The organism is Sporosarcina sp. HYO08 (assembly GCF_001563475.1).
Classification (GTDB): Bacteria; Bacillota; Bacilli; order Bacillales_A; family Planococcaceae; genus Sporosarcina.
In genome coordinates, this window is sequence record NZ_LPUT01000030.1 from 19,325 (window position 1) to 38,854 (window position 19,530).

A 19,530-nucleotide genomic window follows, 5' to 3' on the forward strand; every position below is an offset into this window, starting at 1 on the left:
TGAAATCGTTGGAAAAAGAGTAGCTAGATTAATAGAAGACTTTTTTGCTATCTATTCTTTTCCAAGATTACGAGTAAGGGAGAAACATCATGGCAAGGACAACAAGAATAACATCATGGCTGATCATTGTTTTATTGTTATTTACATTAAAAACACCACTGATCACAAGCGCGAGTTCGGATAATTTTTTGCCTTTTGAAGATCAGGAGTTAGGCCGAAACAGTAATGCCTATTTATCAATATACAAGTCATTTCCGATTGAATCAAAAACAGATTTTATTCAAGAAATTGCGGTTTATGCCAATGCGGCAAATGAAAAATGGGGTATTCCTGCCAGTGCGATCATTGGAATGGCAGCAATTGAGAGCGGGTACGGAACGACCAGAATAGCGGTAAACGCAAACAATATTTTTGGAATAAAAGTATGGGGGAATCATCCGGTCAATGCGTGGCAATTGAAAGGACAACCTGATGAAGATTATGAGAAAATTCCTGTTCTAGCGAATTACGGGGTAGACAGAATCGTATATGATGAAACCAAAAGAAGAGATAATTGGTATCGTATGTTCTCTTCTTATGAAGAGGCGGTCAATTATTTAGCCGGGACTTTGCTTGTAAATCAAAGATACAATTTCGCGAAAAAAAATTATGAGAGCAATCTCAAAAATGGATGGAGTTATGAACAGGCGTCCAAACAATATGTATATGAAATTGCACATGCAGGTTATAACCATTTGGGCGGGGAATACTACCGAAACTTGGTTGGGAAATTGATGACGGAATGGGATTTATATCAATATGATCAAAACAGCTTTAAAGACATACGGGGAACTTGGGCTCAAAAAGAAATCGAGTTTTTAGTAGAAAAGGGTTGGATCAGTGGGTATTCGGACGGGACATTTAAGCCGAACGACGAGGTAACGAGAGCACAAGCAGCCAAAATGATCAGTAGTTTTTTAGGGTTGACGTCAACAACCGAAGACATTCATTTTAACGATGTACCCAATGATTTTTGGGGAGTGAATTCAATTGTTTTAGTGGCGCAACATCAACTAATGAATGGTATGAGTCATTTAGAGTTTTCACCTAATACGAATTTAACTAGGTCGCAAATGGCACAGATATTTTATAATGCGGGTTTTTATCATCGTGAGATGAATCCTCACATGAATTCATTTAAAGATGTACATAAGAATCACTGGGCTTATACGGCCATTGAAACAATGAAGCAAGAGGGCGTGATGGCGGGGTATACCGACGGACGCTTTGGGGTAAATGAACCGATTACAAGAGCACAAATGGCCGCGGTTATCTATCGGTTATATGAGCAAGGATGGAATCAATGATTAATTTGATTTGGGCTGTTCCAAAACGAGAAGTCGAATTCTTCGTTTTGGAGTAGTCCATTTCTTTCATTTAATTTAATATAAAAAATGCCTGGCTCTTCTGCAGTTCGGAACTGTTTGAGAGCCAGGCTTATTTTATATCTAAAAAATTAATACTTCTTCAGCGCGTCAATCATTAATTTCCAAAAGCCTTCAACATCAAGCCCCACGCCAAATTTTGCATTCACCTCACGGCCAGTAACTCCGTGCAGGTCAACCGATGTCGTACCGGCAGTAAATTCGCCTTTCGTTTCTACTACGATATTCACATCTTTCATCTTAAACAACTCTGGTGCGACTAGGTAAGCGACAGTTAATACATCATGTACCGGTGCGCCGTCAAAATCGAACATTTCTTTATACGTTGATGCGAAGAATACTAGTAATTCACCGACAATATTAGAAACACGATTATCAATTTGATTCACCTGATCGATGACCTCTGTTGTCGCTAGTGCCTGATGTGTAATATCCAGTCCCATTACAACAGTCGGAATGCCGCTTTCGAATACTTTACGAGCTGCTTCTGGATCCGCCCAAATATTAAATTCAGCGGTTGGCGTCCAGTTACCAAATGTTCCGCCGCCCATCAGGACAATCTCTTCAATATTGTCTTTAATATCCGGTGCTTTTGTTAACGCTAACCCAATATTCGTTAATGGCCCAGTTGGAAGAATCGTTACAGGTTCTTTTGACTCTTTAACTAATCGAATGATCGTATCGACACCGTGCTCGTCACTCCAACTGCGGGAAGGAGTGGGCAATTCTGGACCATCTAGCCCCGAATCACCGTGAATTCCCGGTGCAGTTTCTCGTAACCTCACGATTGGTTCGCTTGCTCCTTTGGAAACAATTACATCATGTAAGGAAACCAAATCGCAAATCTTTAACGCATTATCTGTTGTTTTTTCGATTTCAGCATTTCCAGAAACAGTTGTAATCCCTAAAATTTCCAGCTTTGGTTGTACAGCCGCTAAAATAATCGCAATTGCATCATCATGTCCTGGATCACAATCCATAATAATTTTTCTCGTTGTCATAACTTTTCCCCCTCGTTGTATTCACTTACATTACAATACCAATCATTGTACCTGAAATAACAGAGGCAAGTGTTGCACCTAATAACAGTTTTAAAGCAAATTTTGACACATGGTTCCCTTGTTTCTCACTAATGGATTTAATAGAGCCTGAAACAATTCCTACAGTACCAAAATTCGCGAAGCTTACTAAGTAAACAGAAACAATTGCAATCGTTTTATCAGACAGATTTTCTGTAATGCCCCCGAAATTCAACATTGCTACAAATTCATTCGTAATGAGTTTTGTCGCCATAATGCCCCCAGCTTGTACAGCTTCTGCCCACGGAACACCCATTAAGAAAGCGATCGGAGCGAAGATATAACCGATAACCGTTTGGAAGGAAATATGGAAAATACTTTGGAATATCACATTTATCAATTCCATTAAGGCGATAAAACCTAATAACATAGCGGCAACGACGATAACAATTTTAAATCCATCCATTACGCTGTCGCCAATCATTTGGAAGAAAGGGACGCGTTTAGACTCCTCATCTTGTGGTAAATCCTCATCTTCGTCTAAATCATATGGATTAATAATATTCGCAACAATTAACGCGCTAAATATATTGAGCACAACGGCCGTGACAACATACTTCGGCTCAATCATTGTCATATAGGCACCAGCCATGGCTAAACTAATAGCACTCATTGCTGAAGTACAAATCGTATAAAGTCTTTTCCGAGACAAATGTGGAATTTGCTTTGTGATCGTTAAGAACACTTCAGGTTGTCCGAGAACAGACGTTGAAACAGCAAAGTAACTTTCAAGCCGACCCATTCCGGTTATTTTACTTAATAGTAAACCTAAATACTTAATAACGATCGGCAACACTTTTATGTAATTCAGAATACCGATTAAAACGGCCATAAACACAAGCGGTAATAACGCTACAAAGAAAAATGTCGTTGCACCTTCATTGACCATACCGCCGAAAACAAATTGGATTCCGGTATCCGCAATGGCTAGTAAGTTTTCAAAAAACACACCTACTTTAGTAATTGCGACGATCCCCGCATTCGTGTGCATCAATATGTATACGAATACAATTTGCAGCGTTAACATAATGAGAATACGTTTGTATTTTATGTTTTTTCTATCATTGCTCACTAAAAAAGCAATAGCAAAAACAAGCAATAGGCCTGTTAGTAAGAAAATAAAGTTCAAGGGAATCCTTCCTTTTCATGAGAGATTACATGTAATTATTAGAAATTTCATTACAACTGTTTGTAATTTAAACACTAGTTTAGTATACGCTTTCATGCTCTGATGTCAATGAATATGAAATGAACTTTTTAAATAAGAAAATAGGATTATTTACGCAAATGATACTGATATTATTCAATCAAAAGGGCAATCCTAAACAGGAAATAACAAATCCATTTTTTATACAAATAAGGAAAAAGAATAAAAGTCTAATTTATTCTGGAATTAAGTGAACCTCGTCTGTATACTGGGCTTTATGTGAATTTAGAAAGAGGGAAAAAATGGTGAGTCAGAAGAATAAAGCTAAATCGTTGGGGATATTAAATTTTATTGAAGAAAAAGGGAATAGGCTGCCGCATCCTATTACGATATTTAGCATTTTTACACTTGCAGTTATTGTCTTATCTCATGTTTTTTATGTAATGGGGACGAGCGTTACATATGAAGGGGTCAACCGTGAAACGATGGCAACTGAAACGTTAACAGTAAAGATCGTTAGTTTACTCGTTCCGGAAGGCATTGCCTTTATGTTTTCCAATGTTGTGGCGAACTTTACCTCTTTTGTCGCGCTAGGTCCAGTGTTGGTTGCCATGTTAGGGGTCGGTGTAGCTGAAAAAACTGGTTACATTCGTGCTGTGATGACGCATACGGTCACAAAAGCGCCGAAAAGGTTTGTGACGCCGATTGTTGTTCTAATGGGGGTCTTGTCCAATGTGGCTGCATCCGTCGGTTATGTTGTACTCGTGCCGCTTGGCGCCATTATATTCTTGGGATTCAAACGCCATCCTTTAGCCGGTTTATCGGCAGCATTCGCCGGTGTTGCCGGCGGGTATTCGGCGAATCTTTTCTTAGGGACAAACGATCCGATTTTGAGCGGAATGACAACCGAAGCAGCCCGTATTTTAGATGCAGGTTATATTGTGAACCCTACTGATAACTGGTTCTTTATGTTTGCTTCCACTTTTCTTATTGTTTTAATTGGTACGATCGTGACGGATAAGCTAATCGAACCGCGCCTTGGAAAATATGTACCAAGTGAGCCGTTGGATCAGAATCATACCATCACGGGTTTAGAAAAAAAGGGGATTTTGTGGGCAAATCTTTCCCTACTCGTCACAGTCATTGGGATTGCCTTACTTGTTTTGCCTGAAAATGCCGTATTGCGCGGTGAAGGCGGGGGATTGATCCAATCGCCTTTTATGAGCAGTATTATATTTATAATGATGGTGATCTTTCTAGTTCCGGGCGTTGTCTTTGGGATCGTAACGAAGACACTTAAAAACGACAAAGATATTGCAGAGTCAATGACAGCCTCAATAGAGACAATGGCTGGATTTATTGTGCTGATCTTTTTTGCCGCGCAATTTATTGCTTTATTTAACTACACGAATTTAGGGACGTTAATAGCGGTAAAGGGTGCTGGGTTTTTACAAATGATTCACCTAGACGGAATTCCGTTACTCGTCGTATTCATATTCATTACAGCGACTATTAATTTGTTTATTGCAGCAGACTCGGCCAAATGGGCCATTATGGCGCCTGTATTTGTGCCGATGTTCATGCAAATGGGGATTGCCCCGGAGATCACGCAAGTGGCTTATCGAATTGGTGATTCCTCAACGAATATCATTTCCCCATTAATGCCATTCTTTCCATTGGTCGTAGCTTTTGCGCAACGTTATGGAAAGCAAAACGGGATCGGAACGGTTATTTCACTTATGTTGCCCTATTCAATTGCGATTCTCATTTGCTGGACGCTTTTCTTTGCGATATGGTATTTTATAGGCATTCCAGTAGGACCTGGTACAAGTTTGACTTACTAATATGAGGAACTTTGAAAGGACTGTAAATATGCGCGTATCAACAACATGGACAGGCGGAAGGGCATTTACCGCGGTAGGAGATTCCGGTTATTCGATCAATATGGATGCAACGCCTGCATATGGCGGTTTAGAGCAAGGGGCGACCCCGACGGAAATGCTTTTAGGGTCACTTGCCGGTTGTATTGGGATTGATGTGACGATGATTTTAAGACCCCATCTCGATCAAATCACTAAAATAGACATTATTACGGACGGTACCCGAAAGGAAGAAGCACCGAAAGGCTTTACGGACATCGATGTCACATTTATTGTCGATGGGGAAATTGATGCGAAAAAAGTATGGCGGGCGATCCACTTGGGAGAAGAAAAATATTGCTCCGTTTCCGATTCATTAAAAGCGAATATCAATTATAAATTAGTATTGAATGGTGAAGAGCAATCAGCGGATTGAATTGTTTAATACCGTTGATGCTATCGTGAATTACTAAAAAAATAAGACTTCATTCGACAGTGAATGAAGTCTTATTTTTTTGTTTTAGGAATGTTTCACACTGAGTAAAGATATGAAAGTAATGTATGTGTCTTATCTAAAAGAGATTCATAGTATATAACATCCTTTCTACAGGAATCGAAAAGGAGTTGGATTTTTGGAAAAGACAAAGCTGACAGGAAGAATCGTAACATGCCGTGACCCCGATTATGTGCAGTCAAGAACTAATAATAACTTGACCCCTCTAAAATGCCCTAAGAAAATAGTGTTTTGTCAGGAAGACACGGATGTAATAAATGCGCTAAAGTGGGCGAGGGAAAATCATATCCCGTTTCGGGTGAGAAGCGGCCGGCATAGTTATGAGAATTTTTCGCTGGTCAATGATGGTCTGATCATTGATGTTAGTGAAATGTGCAGCATTCAAGTGAATCTAGAAACAATGACGGCAACGATAGAAGCGGGTGCGAATCTAGGGCAAGTATATAACAAGTTATGGGAATACGGCACGACGATCCCAGGAGGCACGGAAAGTAGTGTAGGTCTTGCAGGCCTTACGCTTGGCGGGGGGATTGGTATGCTAACCCGGATTTTTGGACTGACTTGTGACAATCTACTTGAAATTGAAATGGTAAGAGCGTGCGGTCATAAAGGTGCCGAACTCATCAAAGCCAACGACAATCTCAATCGCGATTTATTTTGGGCTTGCCGCGGAGGAGGTGGCGGAAACTTTGGTGTCGTCACATCTTTTACATTCAAAGTGCATCCGGTCTCGAGAGTATCAATATTCTCGGTTTCGTGGGAATGGGAAGATTTTGAAGCTGCTTTTGATGCATGGCAAAAATGGGCACCTGTAACAGATGAACGCCTTACTTCAGAAATTGAGTGTAAGTCAAAGGCTGCAAATGAAATTATTGCACAAGGTGAATTTGTTGGTTCGGCATCCAGGTTAAAGCAGCTGCTACAGCCATTGTTGGAAGCAGGTTCCCCCATAAATGTAATGGTTAAAGAAGTTCCTTACATTAAAGCGGTTCGTTTTTTTGACGAACCAAGTGGAAACATACCAGCCTATCGGAAACGATCGGGTTCATTTGTTAAAAAGCTCTTTCCGAAGAAAGCGATAAAAATCATGAAACAATTTCTAGCAGACGCACCAAATAAAAACGCCAGCATTTGGCATCAGTCCCTAGGAGGAGAAGCAGGTCGCATCGCTCCAAGTGAAACTGCGTTCTTTTACCGGGATGCTTTGATCGCCCAAGAATATCTTACCAACTGGAAAAGTCCTTCAGAAGAGCAGCAAAACCTCCGCTGGATCAAAGCCTTAAGGAATGCTCTATTGCCATATACAGTTGGGGATTATGTAAATTGGCCAGATCGTTTCATTAGAAACTGGCCAACAGCGTACTACGGTGAAAACTTTGAAAGGCTTCGAAAAGTGAAAACTGAATATGATCCTTTCAATGTGTTTACCTTCCTACAAAGCATCCCGCCTTATAGAAGATGGTTTCTTTAACTAGGGCTGTTTCCTGAACGCTTTTTTGCAGTATTGTCGGGGGTGAACTTTAGCCAAAAGAAATAGAGACTTCCACTGGCGCAAGCGAGCGGGAGTCTCTATTGGAATTACAGTGACTACGGGATTGTTCTAAGGTTACCTGATGCTTTATTTTTGGACAAGCCTGCTTTTTATCATTCTTGCTCTATTAGAACTTCAGATGTATTTGTTTGCGGCGCTTGTCTCATTTCGTTTTCAGCTTTAATGATTTGGTCTACCAAAAGGCCAACCATGACGATAGCCGCAACAAATAAGAATCCGAAAAACCAATTCATTTTGTTTTTCATGCAATTACCCCTCCAATCGATTCATCATAACGTAAAGGCTACTCTCTAATCTACCCATTATAGGAAAGTTTTATGGTTTGAGACGATGTTTTGAAGAAATGGTGACAATTGAGAAAAGCGATTTTAGTTGTTGAAAGTGAACTGCGATGAATTGCATTTTTATATAGTTCGTCTATGATTTAATTTGTCGCAAAGAAAACGTTGACTTCATAAAAGGGAGTCTTTAGACTACAGGTATGTTGGGTCTTTCACTATGACGAGGAGGCTATTCATGAATTTAAAAGAATATATCGCACGATTAGGAATAGGCTCTGCACATATCGATCTCATCCTTGAAAAGGAAACATATAGGGCCGGGGAGCAGGTAGATGGCTATTTTCTGATTAAAGGGGGAGCAAAGTTACAGCAACTGAAACGAATCGATTGCGACTTTGTTTTGAAGAATCGTGAGGAGAAACGTGAAGAAGTTGTCGATTTTGTTACCATTTTAACGACTGAATACATTCACGCAAAAGAGTGCAATAAAATTCCTTTTGCATTTCAATTGCCGGAAGGAGTAAAGCCATCGTCTGACATCGTGTCATATAGATTTAAAACAAGGCTTGCGTTTAAAAAAGGGGAAGTCATTCAGCATGAAGACGCGATTCGTATTGTCGGAGAATAAGGTATCCCATTCTGTGCTACTTTTGTAGTGGTATGGCATTGATGTAATGTAATTTCATTTTTAAAAGCTATTGTCAATATAACTTTGGTTTGACAGATAGAAAATAGTATTGTAGAGTAATCATATCAATTGAATACAACCTCACTTTTCAGGTGAGGTAGAGGCGCGATGTTTAACAGTCCTAAGGGGAGTTTGAGAAGCTATGATTCTTAGGAGAAGGAAATGTCGCCGAAGTGAGTAATATTTCTCGGTATTACTTGCTGGGTCTGCAGCTAATAACTGCAGGACTGTCTCAATAAACGTCCCGGTTTATTGAGGTGTACTATCTCAAATGGGGAAAAGATGAGGATTTAGGGCAACTTTACAGATGCGACCTGAGTTCACCTCAGGTCTTTTTTTGTACAGCTTGTCCTTTTTTGTATCTTCAGACTTAAATAAATAGTAAGGAGAGAGTCAATGATGAGAAAAAGACGTACATTAGTCCTCGTAATGTCATTATTAGCCATGTTGCTGTTAGCAGCTTGTGGTTCGAAGGATTCAAGTGATAAAGATTCATCAGAAACAGAAAAAGAAAAAGACGTATTCAGAGTCGGCATGGAAGCTGGGTACCCACCGTTTAACTGGACGCAATTGGATGATTCCAACGGCGGTGTAAAACTCGAAGGCAATGCAGAATATGCAGGTGGATATGACGTAGAAATTGCCAAAAGGATTGCCGAAGGATTAGGAAAAGAATTAGTCATTGTGAAAACAGAATGGGATGGTCTTGTTCCATCATTGGAATCAGGCAAAATTGATGCGATTACTGCGGGCATGTCACCGACAGAAGAGCGCAAAAAGTCCATTGACTTTTCGGAAAACTATTACACGTCGAACTTTGTCATGATTGTTAAAAAAGGCGGTCCTTATGAAGGGGCTACTTCTATCCAAGATTTTAGCGGGGCGAAAATAACGGGTCAGTTAAACACATCCCACTATGGCGTAATCGATCAAATTAATGGTGTCAAGAAACAACCAGCGTCGGATAATTTCTCCGCAATGCGTGTTGCATTGGAATCGGGTGTAATTGATGGGTATGTATCAGAACGTCCGGAAGGCATCAGTGCCACTTCAGCCAACGATCACTTTGCGATGGTTGAATTTACAGATGGATTTGTTGCGGATGAAGAAGAAACCGCGGTTGCAGTCGGCTTGAAAAAAGGCAGCGGATTAGCGGATCAAATTAATGAAATCTTATCGGGTATATCAGAAGAAGAACGACAAGAAATTATGGATGCTGCGATTAAAAATCAACCAGCAGCACAATAAGGATGAAGTGATCCCGGCTGCATCTTTTGGCAGCCGGTTTTTAACGTCAATTATTTGAGAGGATGGAATGTATGAGCCTTGAGTGGACGATGCAAATGATCATGAATAACTGGCCGATGTTCCTTCGCGGAGCAGGTATGACGCTCTTAATCTCTATCATTGGAACGATATTTGGAGGGATTATTGGGTTAATCGCGGGGGTCATCCGTACGATCCCCGTCCCAGAACGCCGGGCAAAGCGAATGTTATTAAAAACAGTGAATATGATCCTTACTGCCTATATAGAGTTTTTCCGTGGAACACCGATGATTGTACAAGCGATGGTCATATTTTACGGGTCCGCCTTGGCTTTTGGCGTAGACATGGACCGAACAGCTGCAGCCATCTTTATTGTTTCTATTAACACAGGTGCTTATATGGCGGAATTTGTTCGTGGCGGTGTCATATCGATTGAAAAAGGACAGTTTGAAGCAGCGCAAGCGATTGGTATGAACCATGTTCAAACAATGCTTAACGTTGTCTTACCACAAGTCATTCGTAATATTTTACCGGCGACAGGAAACCAATTTATTATTAATATTAAAGATACGTCCGTACTGAACGTAATCGGTGTAACGGAATTATATTTCCAGACTAAAACAGTTGCGGGAATCAGCTTTAAATATTTTGAACCATTCTTCGTCGCATGTATTTTGTATTTCGTCATGACGTTTACCGTCACGCTCATTTTGCGTTATTTTGAACGAAAATTAGAGGGTCCTGAAAACTACAGTATGATCGGTCAACCGGCGCAAGTGACGGCAACAAATACAAAAGAGAGCTAAAAGCGAAGGAGGCGTTCACATGGAAAAAGTCATTGATATTCAACACCTTAGAAAATCCTTTGGCACGCATGAAGTATTAAAAGACATTGATTTTTCAGTATCCAAAGGAGAAGTTGTCTGTATCATCGGTTCTTCTGGATCCGGTAAATCTACCCTTCTTCGTTGTATTAACCTTTTAGAAAAACCAAGCGGCGGCCAAATCATTTACCAAGGTGAAAATATTTTAGACGCTAAGCATGATATCCACGCATACCGAACGAAGTTAGGCATGGTATTTCAGCAATTTAACTTATTTAATAATCACGATGTATTAAGCAATTGTGTTGTCGGACAAGTAAAAGTGCTAAAACGTTCAAAAGAAGAAGCCGAAAAAATAGCGATGAAATACTTGAAAGTTGTTGGCATGGACCAATATGTTAATGCAAGATCAAGACAGCTATCAGGTGGCCAAAAACAGCGCGTAGCAATTGCTCGGGCGCTTTCCATGGAGCCGGATGTAATGTTGTTTGATGAACCAACTTCTGCCTTGGATCCAGAGATGGTTGGAGAGGTTCTAAAAGTAATGAAGGAACTGGCTGAAACAGGTTTGACGATGTTAATCGTTACGCATGAAATGGAATTTGCTAAGGAAGTTTCGGATCGTGTCGTTTTTATGGACAAAGGCGTTATTGCAGAAGAAGGAAGTCCAGAGCAAATTTTCAATAACCCGACTCAAGAGCGTACAAGAGAATTTTTAAGACGTACATTGAAATAATCCCATTCGAAAAATAAAGATATTGTTTAATTGAAAAGTCAATGCAACAGTTCAATTAGTAGAAAAACCACTGAGAAACGGTGTATGATGAAGCTGTTCAATTAATAATACAAGAGGTGAATGGATTTGTACCGTAAAGTTGAGGATTTTTTAGAAGAATGGACAATTTCTTCCGGAGGTACAGCAAATGTGATAAATGCAATAACAGATGATAAGCTTGGCCAAGCAATTGTGGAAGGCCATAGCTCACTTGGTTGGCTTGCTTGGCATTTAGTCGGCGCAGCTGGTGCGTTTGGGCAATTTGCAGGTTTCCAAGTTCAAGGACCAGATGTCAATGAGCCGCAGCCAAGCAATGTCCAAGACATTTCAAAAGCATATGAGACAATCGCTCAGGCGATCAAGGAAGAAGCGGCAAAGCTAACAGATGAAGATCTTTTGGAAGAAGTAACAAGTTTCACAGGACCTACTACGCGTGGAAAGCTTCTCCGCGGACTCATCGATCACCAAACACATCACCGCGGCCAAATGACAGTTCTACTTCGACAAGCAGGTTTAACAGTACCAGGTGTTATGGGTCCTACAAAAGAAATGCAATCATAAAAACTTGAAATGAAAGTAAACACCCCCTGAGTCGATCCAAACGTTGATCTGTCAGGGGGTGTTTTTTATTGTTCATCGAATTGCAGCGAAGATTCCTTCTTCATCATCGAGATGCAGTTCAATACCTGCAGCGAAAGGATCCCGGTTTAAAAACTCGTCGATCCATAGGCGCAATGCTTGTATTAAGTTTAAATGTGACAATACTTGTTTTTGCCCGTTTATAAAAGCTTCGGCGGAAAATCCTTCTTCATCATCATAGATAAGTTCCACTTCTACTTCACTTGGTTCTACATGTTTTTCACGTGCAATATATACGCAAACTGCATTACAAATATCTTGCTCTGGAATCATTAGCTTCTCCATGGGTTAGCATCCTCTTTATCCTTTTTAGCTTTCAATAAGGCGAAAACTTTGCGAATGATTACGATTAACAGAACGATCGCCATCACATTGATGAGTAAGCCAAGAATAGACCCTAACATCCCCATGTTAGCAAACAAGCCGCCAAACAGTAAACCAGCCAGCCCGCCTAACATTAAGCCTTTCATCAGACCGCCAGACATGAAGCCGCCTTTTTTAGCTGGTGTTGCTGTATTCGCTTTATTGGTCGTTGTGTCTTCTTTTTTCTTTTGAATGTTTGAATTGTTATTCGTGTTATTCGTGCTATGACTTGGTGGGTTGTACGTTTTCTTTCCTGACTTATACCGTTTTGCCTCGGCCGTTGGATGATCATTAAATACATAGTTGCCGATTGGCGATACTAGTAGGGTTAAGACAAGAAATGCCGCAAGTAATTTTTTCATTTAGGTACCTCCGATTAGTAGTGTGACTTTTTTAGTATATCCTATTTTGTCACAGAATTAAATCAGAACGATCTTTCAAGTTCTTGTCGTCTCATTAAACGTAATCACAGCATCAATCGAACTGGCAGCTTTGCATTTTTTTTTTTTGTGAAAATAAACATCGATTCTCAGATTAAAATTGAATGTTTTGGAAAAGGTAAATTTGACAGACTATTAGTAATATGCTAAATTGAGGCATCACTTACAACCGAATAGCAATGGAAATAGGTAATCTGATGTTCATCAGATCTTAAATGGGAAGCCGGTGATGACTCAAAAGTCCGGCGCGGTCCCGCCACTGTGACAGCTCCATGCTGAAGCCAGACACCAGCCTATTTCAACAACGCTGCAAACCTACGGTGAATAGGGAGGTGTTAGATGGATGCGCACATGATTCGCATGCTAGGTTTGGCATGCTAATTCCTTTCATAGGGCATATACGTACATTTCTAACATTTTCGTTAGAAATGTTTTTTTATTTTTAGCAAAAAAATTAGGGGAATGAAAAAAGGAGACAAGATAAAATGACGATCAGTAGCAGCACGATTGGTTATCCGTATATTGGTGAAAACAGGGAATGGAAAAGAGCGCTAGAAGCATTTTGGGCAGAAAAGATTACAGAAGTGGAATTGACGAATACATTGAAGGAAATTCGGCTATCACGGCTTAAAAAGCAGCAAGAAGCAGGGATTGAGCAGGTTCCTGTAGGAGATTTCACACTCTATGACCGTATGCTGGATACAGCCGTTATGTTCGGCATGATCCCGGATCGTTTTAATTGGCAAGGAGGGGAAGTTCCATTAGCTACATACTTCTCAATGGCCCGCGGCAATCAAAACGCAGTTGCATGCGAAATGACGAAATGGTTTGATACAAACTACCATTATATCGTTCCAGAGTATGGAACTAAAAAACTAGTGTTAACAGAGAACAAACCGCTGATTGCTTACCGCGAAGCAAAAGATGAGCTCGGCATCGAAGGGAAGCCAGTATTGATCGGTCCTTATACGTTTATGAAACTATCTAAAGGCTATGCGCATAAAGACATCCCTGCTTTTCTTTTACAACTAGTCCCGCTTTATGAAAAGATTCTAACGGAATTACAAGAGGAAGGTATCGAGTGGGTACAAATTGAGGAGCCGATTTTAGCAACTTCCATTGAGTTTGAAGAAATGAAAGCAATTGAAAACATTTACGCCCAACTAACAGCCGCAGTACCGGGAATAAAAATATTCCTTCAAACATACTTTGACGCTGTCGAATGGTATGAAGAGACAATCAAGCTGCCAGTGCATGGAATTGGTCTAGATTTTGTTCACGGAAAAGAAAAGAATTTACAAGCGCTCCAGACAACAGGGTTCCCAGCGGATAAAATACTTGGGGCTGGACTCGTCGATGGGCGGAATATTTGGCGAGCGAATTTGGAAGAAAAAGTAGAGCTTGTTACCGATATTCTGAAAGTCGTATCTTCGGAAAGCTTATGGGTTCAACCGTCATGCAGTTTACAACACGTGCCGGTTTCATTGGCGCCAGAACAAAAACTTGAACCAACGTTAAAATCAGCACTTGCATTTGCGGATGAAAAACTTGCAGAAGTCGTGTCAATTGTGAAGGCGGTTCGATTTGGTGCAGATCATGTTCATGAGGAAATTACAGAAAGCGTCAATGCTTGTCGACAACTTGCTGGGTTGCCTGAAAGGAACAGAAAAGATGTATTAGAAGCGGTCCAAGCAATTGGTGAGAAAAAGAGTCAGCGACCTACGCCGTTTGCTGAACGATATGAGAAGCAGAACGCAGCATTCCAACTGCCAATCTTGCCAACGACAACAATCGGCAGTTTCCCTCAGACGCCAGAAGTACGCGCAACGAGAACAAAGTGGCGGAAAGGGGAACTAACCGACGAGCAATATACGAATTTTATCAATAATGAAATTCAAAAGTGGGTTCAATTACAAGAAGAGATTGGTTTGGATGTATTTGTGCACGGAGAATTTGAAAGAACAGATATGGTGGAATACTTTGGAGAGAAGTTGGATGGCTTTGTGTTTACTGAAAAAGCGTGGGTCGTATCCTATGGCTCCCGCTGTGTAAAGCCGCCAATTATTTATGGGGATGTTGCTTTCATTCAACCGATGACAGTGAAAGAATCTGTTTATGCCCAATCATTAACAGACAAGCCGATGAAAGGAATGCTCACTGGACCAGTAACCATGTTAAATTGGTCATTCGTTCGTGATGATCTTTCACGAAAAGAAGTCACTTACCAAATTGCACTTGCGCTACGGAAAGAGATTGAGGCTTTAGAAGCTGCAGGTATTCTTGTGATTCAAGTGGATGAGCCTGCACTTCGCGAAGGACTTCCGTTAAAAGAGGAGGAGTGGGCTGAGTATTTGGATTGGGCTGTCAATGCATTTCGTATTTCAACTGCTACAGTGAAAGATACAACGCAAATTCATACGCATATGTGTTACTGCGACTTTAATGATTTTATCAATACTATTAGCGATCTTGACGCAGATGTCATTTCAATTGAAACGTCTAGAAGCCATGGAGAACTAATTTCAGTGTTCAAAGACTTCCATTATGATAAAGAAATTGGACTAGGCGTTTATGATATTCATAGTCCGCGCGTTCCAACTGTAGATGAAATGACAGGGATCATTCAAAAAGCGCTGGAAGTGTTAGATAAAAAACAATTTTGGATTAACCCTGACTGCGGTCTGAAAACGAGAAAGCAGGAAGAAACGGTTGCTTCCTTAGAAAATATGGTTGCAGCAACGAAAAAGGTTCGCTCTCAATTAGGCGTTCTTCAACATTGATAAAAGATCTCTGTTACAGTAAACAACATGTTTTACACTAGAATATAAATAGGGATGTTCGGAAAATCAGTTTTTACTGATTTTCTGGACATCCCTTTTCGATGATATTATGAGCAATTACCTATTAACTGAAAAACGATTCTTTACAATCCCTATGATTGCAGGCAATATAGAAAGAAAAATAATGGCGAGTAAAACAGTTGAAAAGTTATTTTTAACAATCGGGATATTCCCGAAAAAATAACCAGCCACTGTACAAATCGAAACCCAAAGAACTGCACCAAAAATATTGTAAAAAATAAAATGGCGATAGTTCATACGGCTTGCTCCCGCAACAAACGGGGCGAACGTCCGTATAAACGGCATGAATCGGGCAATGACGATTGTTTTTCCACCGTGCTTATTAAAATAGTCTTCTGCTTTTTTCATTTTATCCTTGTTAATCAATTTCCCGATAAACCGATTGGGTGAAATTGCCGTTCCAACTTTTTGACCAATATGGTAATTCACCGTGTCACCAATGATCGCAGCCGTTAAAAAGACAAGAAAGAGAAGGACTATGTCAAAAGCTCCCATCGCGGCAAGCGCTCCGCTAGCAAACAATAAAGAATCACCAGGCAAAAAAGGAAATATGACAATACCTGTTTCAACAAATACAATGAAAAATAAAATGGCGTACGACCAAACATCAAATCTTTGAATAATGTCTACCAGATGTTGATCAATATGCAAAATAAAGTCAATTAAGTCTAAAAGCAATGACATCGTTTTTCCCGCTTTCATAAAATAATTACTCTGTAATCATAAGGCTGTTGGGTGATAAAGTCACGTAACTTTAAGTAATTTTTTGTAGTAATTTAGAAATACAGGCATTTGAAAGTGGAAGAAACAAACTTTGCCGAAATATAGATATCTGTCCAAACAAACTTTCTACAAACGCCATACCTTAGTACAGAGAGAGAGAAAGGTTGTGGAAAAATGGGGAAATCAAATATGGACAAATCGTCTAATGTAGATCCGGCCATCAAATTACGAACACAGTTTACTTTTATTGTTAATGACAAGATGCTCAGTTGTATTTTAAGCAGAATCGCAGAAAACTCGGTGAATATTGCCGCCTTTTTCACAACAAGAGACATCCACGACAAAAACTTTGTAAGGCTTGTTGTAGGATCATCCGCAGCAGAAAACATGAGAGAACTCCGAGTCGTACTGAACACGCTTAAATGTTTCAATGTTAAATTTAAAGAAGAGAAAGTAATTGCCCTTTCATCGATCCCAGCAGGTATTCCCGGTGGCTACAATAGAGTCATAGGCAGTTTATGGTGTAAGACAGAGCTAAAAGCATTTTACGTGGGTGAAGACAATATCATTTATATCAATGTTTCAAATATCAAAAAAGCAATCGCCATTTTATCGCAGGAAAATTTGCCGCAATGTCCGAAAGAATGTGACTGAAAGAGACAAAATTTTTAAGAAGTAGTTAAGGGAACTGCTTCTTTTTTATTTTTCAAAAGTTAGTCCGTCAACACGCAATATTCCTTTGGCAGAATCATAAAGTAAAAAATCTATTAGTCTAAAACAGTTATATAACACGAACCCATTGATTAAAACTGTACTATATGATTAAATGATAGATGTTAGGTTTAATATTCTGTATTATCAATCACTTCTTTGGTTGGATCATTTAATTTGGAGGGATGTCGTTTATGCAAAAGTACGTGAAGATTGGTGATTTGAAAGTTGCACAAATCCTATATGATTTTGTGAATGAGGAAGCACTCCCTGGCACTGGTATTGAGCAGGAACAATTTTGGTCTCGTTTTGATGCACTGATTCATGACCTATCGCCTGTTAATCGCCAACTGCTGGAAGAACGAAAAACTTTGCAACAGCAAATTAATCAATGGCATCAAGAGCATAAAAAGAACTTCGACTTTGATACTTATAAAGCTTTTCTACAGAAGATTGGCTATTTAGAACCAAAGGGTGAAGATTTTTCTGTCACCACACAAAATGTCGATGGTGAGGTCGCTAGGCAAGCGGGGCCACAATTGGTTGTGCCGGTCGATAATGCACGCTATGCATTAAATGCAGCAAACGCACGGTGGGGAAGCTTATACGATGCACTTTACGGTACGGATGTTATTCCAAATGACCGCGGGGCGGAAGCGGGTAAAGGATATAACCCAAAACGCGGTGCAAAAGTAATTGCTTTTGCCAAGAATTTTTTAGATGAGGCGTTACCGCTGACAAATGGATCCCATCGTGATGCGACATCTTATCAAATAAATGATCAAACATTATACGCAACACTTGGTGACGGTTCGACTGTCCAATTACAATCACCGGAAAAGTTAGTCGGCTATCATGGCAGACCAGCTGAGCCAACAGCTATTTTGCTAGTGAACAATGGACTTCATATTGAACTTCAAATTGATCGTAATCATCCGATTGGTAAAGAGGATCGTGCGGGTGTGAAAGACGTTGTGTTAGAAGCAGCACTCTCTACACTAATGGACTGTGAGGATTCGATTGCGGCTGTCGATGCAGAGGACAAAGTCGGCGTTTACCGAAATTGGTTAGGGCTGATGAAGGGGGATTTAACGGCAACATTTGAAAGAGGCAGTAAAGCGGTTACCCGATCATTAAATCCAGATCGTACCTATACAACACCTAACGGGGGAACGGTGACACTTTCGGGTCGCTCGCTTATGTTTGTCCGGAATGTCGGACATTTAATGACGAATAGTGCCGTACTTGATCGAGATGGGCAAGAAGTTCCCGAAGGCATTTTAGATGGCGTTATTACCAGTTTAATTGCCACACATAACTTCGGGGAAAATGTGAAATTCAAAAACTCCGCACATGATTCGATTTATATTGTGAAGCCAAAAATGCATGGCTCTAAAGAAGTGGCATTTGCGAATACACTATTTAACAGCATAGAAGATCTACTTGGGCTTGAACGATATACGTTGAAAATTGGTGTGATGGATGAAGAACGACGGACATCTCTCAACTTGAAAGCCTGTATTCGTGAGGTGAAAGAAAGAATAGCGTTTATTAATACAGGATTTTTAGACCGTACTGGAGATGAAATGCACACATCCATGGAAGCAGGAACAATGATTCGAAAAAATGACATGAAAACAGCTGGCTGGTTACAAGCTTATGAAACTTCCAATGTGGCGGTCGGCCTTAACTGTGGTTTGCCGGGTCATGCGCAAATTGGAAAAGGAATGTGGGCAATGCCAGATATGATGACAGCAATGCTTGAGCAGAAAATTGCACATCCACAAGCGGGAGCGAATACAGCATGGGTTCCTTCCCCAACAGCGGCGACTTTGCATGCACTGCATTATCACCAAGTAGATGTTCAAGCGGTTCAGAAAGGAATTACATCATCACAAGATCTGCAGGATGACATCTTGCAAATTCCATTGGCAGAAAAACCAAACTGGTCACCGGAGGAAATTCAACAAGAACTTGATAACAATGCACAAGGCATACTTGGCTATGTCGTTCGTTGGATTGACCAAGGGGTTGGCTGTTCGAAGGTTCCAGACATTCATAATGTTGGACTGATGGAAGATCGGGCAACATTGCGTATTTCCAGTCAGCATATTGCGAACTGGCTCCACCACGGAATTTGTTCAGAAAAGCAAGTGATGGAAACGATGAAGCGAATGGCGGAAGTAGTAGATGCGCAAAATGCAGGAGATATAAATTATCGTCCAATGGCAGTAGATTTTGATGCTTCAATTGCATTTGCAGCGGCTTGCGAGCTAGTTTTTGAAGGCCGGGAGCAGCCGAATGGCTATACAGAGCCTATTTTACACAGACGCCGAATCGAAGCGAAACAGAAATTCCAAGCAGAAATTCCAACGCGCTGATCG

General features: G+C 40.4%; 18 protein-coding genes and 2 riboswitches. Of the genes, 12 read left to right on the top strand and 6 right to left on the bottom strand.

Annotation, left to right across the window (positions count from 1 at the left end; all coding sequences use genetic code 11):
* The first annotated feature begins 89 nt into the window (after positions 1–89).
* Positions 90–1,346 (top strand): S-layer homology domain-containing protein, encoded by a 1,257-nt coding sequence (locus tag AU377_RS14170; protein ID WP_067408423.1) that lies wholly within the window; start codon positions 90–92, stop codon positions 1,344–1,346.
* Positions 1,347–1,495: 149 nt separating this feature from the next.
* Here AU377_RS14170 and AU377_RS14175 read toward each other — a convergent pair whose 3' ends face one another.
* A complete protein-coding gene (locus AU377_RS14175; RefSeq protein ID WP_067408424.1) occupies positions 1,496–2,425 on the bottom strand; it encodes a nucleoside hydrolase in 930 nt (309 codons plus the stop codon).
* Between the two features lie 25 nt (positions 2,426–2,450).
* Complete coding sequence (locus tag AU377_RS14180; RefSeq protein ID WP_067408425.1) at positions 2,451–3,632, bottom strand: NupC/NupG family nucleoside CNT transporter; 1,182 nt, start codon at positions 3,630–3,632, stop codon at positions 2,451–2,453.
* Positions 3,633–3,952: 320 nt separating this feature from the next.
* Here AU377_RS14180 and AU377_RS14185 point away from each other — a divergent pair, with 320 nt between their 5' ends.
* The 3 genes from AU377_RS14185 (at position 3,953) to AU377_RS14195 (ending at position 7,494) form a co-directional block, all read left to right on the top strand.
* On the top strand, positions 3,953–5,494 hold the full coding sequence (locus AU377_RS14185; protein ID WP_067408426.1) for an AbgT family transporter: 1,542 nt from the start codon (positions 3,953–3,955) through the stop codon (positions 5,492–5,494).
* A gap of 28 nt (positions 5,495–5,522) precedes the next feature.
* Entirely contained in the window at positions 5,523–5,945 is a 423-nt protein-coding gene (locus AU377_RS14190; protein ID WP_067408427.1) for an OsmC family protein, read from the top strand.
* Between the two features lie 196 nt (positions 5,946–6,141).
* On the top strand, positions 6,142–7,494 hold the full coding sequence (locus AU377_RS14195) for an FAD-binding oxidoreductase (protein WP_067408428.1): 1,353 nt from the start codon (positions 6,142–6,144) through the stop codon (positions 7,492–7,494).
* A gap of 173 nt (positions 7,495–7,667) precedes the next feature.
* On the opposite strand, the gene AU377_RS15580 is transcribed toward AU377_RS14195, so the two are convergent.
* Positions 7,668–7,820 carry a hypothetical protein gene (locus AU377_RS15580; protein ID WP_156450459.1) on the bottom strand — a complete coding sequence of 51 codons (153 nt, stop codon included), beginning with the start codon at positions 7,818–7,820 and terminating at the stop codon, positions 7,668–7,670.
* A gap of 271 nt (positions 7,821–8,091) precedes the next feature.
* On the opposite strand from AU377_RS15580, the gene AU377_RS14200 reads away from it, so the two are divergent.
* From AU377_RS14200 to AU377_RS14220, 5 genes are all read left to right on the top strand, one after another.
* Positions 8,092–8,484: a sporulation protein gene (locus tag AU377_RS14200; protein ID WP_067408429.1), complete on the top strand. Its 393-nt coding sequence runs from the start codon at positions 8,092–8,094 to the stop codon at positions 8,482–8,484.
* 150 nt (positions 8,485–8,634) lie between these two features.
* A riboswitch (Lysine riboswitch) is annotated at positions 8,635–8,817 on the top strand.
* Positions 8,818–8,943: 126 nt separating this feature from the next.
* On the top strand, positions 8,944–9,792 hold the full coding sequence (locus tag AU377_RS14205) for a transporter substrate-binding domain-containing protein (protein ID WP_067408500.1): 849 nt from the start codon (positions 8,944–8,946) through the stop codon (positions 9,790–9,792).
* Positions 9,793–9,863: 71 nt separating this feature from the next.
* A complete protein-coding gene (locus AU377_RS14210) occupies positions 9,864–10,616 on the top strand; it encodes an amino acid ABC transporter permease (protein ID WP_067408430.1) in 753 nt (250 codons plus the stop codon).
* 19 nt (positions 10,617–10,635) lie between these two features.
* Positions 10,636–11,370 (top strand): amino acid ABC transporter ATP-binding protein, encoded by a 735-nt coding sequence (locus AU377_RS14215; protein ID WP_067408431.1) that lies wholly within the window; start codon positions 10,636–10,638, stop codon positions 11,368–11,370.
* 126 nt (positions 11,371–11,496) lie between these two features.
* The gene (locus AU377_RS14220) at positions 11,497–11,970 is read left to right on the top strand and encodes a DinB family protein (RefSeq protein ID WP_067408502.1); all 474 of its coding nucleotides are present in this window, start codon (positions 11,497–11,499) and stop codon (positions 11,968–11,970) included.
* Between the two features lie 72 nt (positions 11,971–12,042).
* Here AU377_RS14220 and AU377_RS14225 read toward each other — a convergent pair whose 3' ends face one another.
* Positions 12,043–12,333: a YxcD family protein gene (locus AU377_RS14225; protein ID WP_067408432.1), complete on the bottom strand. Its 291-nt coding sequence runs from the start codon at positions 12,331–12,333 to the stop codon at positions 12,043–12,045.
* Complete coding sequence (locus AU377_RS14230) at positions 12,321–12,773, bottom strand: hypothetical protein (protein WP_067408433.1); 453 nt, start codon at positions 12,771–12,773, stop codon at positions 12,321–12,323. Before AU377_RS14230 ends, AU377_RS14225 begins: the two co-directional genes overlap by 13 nt.
* A 248-nt stretch (positions 12,774–13,021) precedes the next feature.
* Positions 13,022–13,163, top strand: a riboswitch (cobalamin riboswitch).
* A gap of 173 nt (positions 13,164–13,336) precedes the next feature.
* Between AU377_RS14230 and metE the strand changes: the two genes are divergently transcribed.
* Positions 13,337–15,631 carry a 5-methyltetrahydropteroyltriglutamate--homocysteine S-methyltransferase gene (gene metE / locus AU377_RS14235; RefSeq protein WP_156450460.1) on the top strand — a complete coding sequence of 765 codons (2,295 nt, stop codon included), beginning with the start codon at positions 13,337–13,339 and terminating at the stop codon, positions 15,629–15,631.
* Between the two features lie 117 nt (positions 15,632–15,748).
* On the opposite strand, the gene AU377_RS14240 is transcribed toward metE, so the two are convergent.
* Entirely contained in the window at positions 15,749–16,396 is a 648-nt protein-coding gene (locus tag AU377_RS14240) for a DedA family protein (RefSeq protein ID WP_067408506.1), read from the bottom strand.
* Positions 16,397–16,609: 213 nt separating this feature from the next.
* Between AU377_RS14240 and AU377_RS14245 the strand changes: the two genes are divergently transcribed.
* Positions 16,610–17,089: a hypothetical protein gene (locus AU377_RS14245; protein WP_156450461.1), complete on the top strand. Its 480-nt coding sequence runs from the start codon at positions 16,610–16,612 to the stop codon at positions 17,087–17,089.
* 251 nt (positions 17,090–17,340) lie between these two features.
* The gene (locus tag AU377_RS14250) at positions 17,341–19,527 is read left to right on the top strand and encodes a malate synthase G (RefSeq protein WP_067408435.1); all 2,187 of its coding nucleotides are present in this window, start codon (positions 17,341–17,343) and stop codon (positions 19,525–19,527) included.
* The last annotated feature ends 3 nt before the right edge of the window (positions 19,528–19,530 follow it).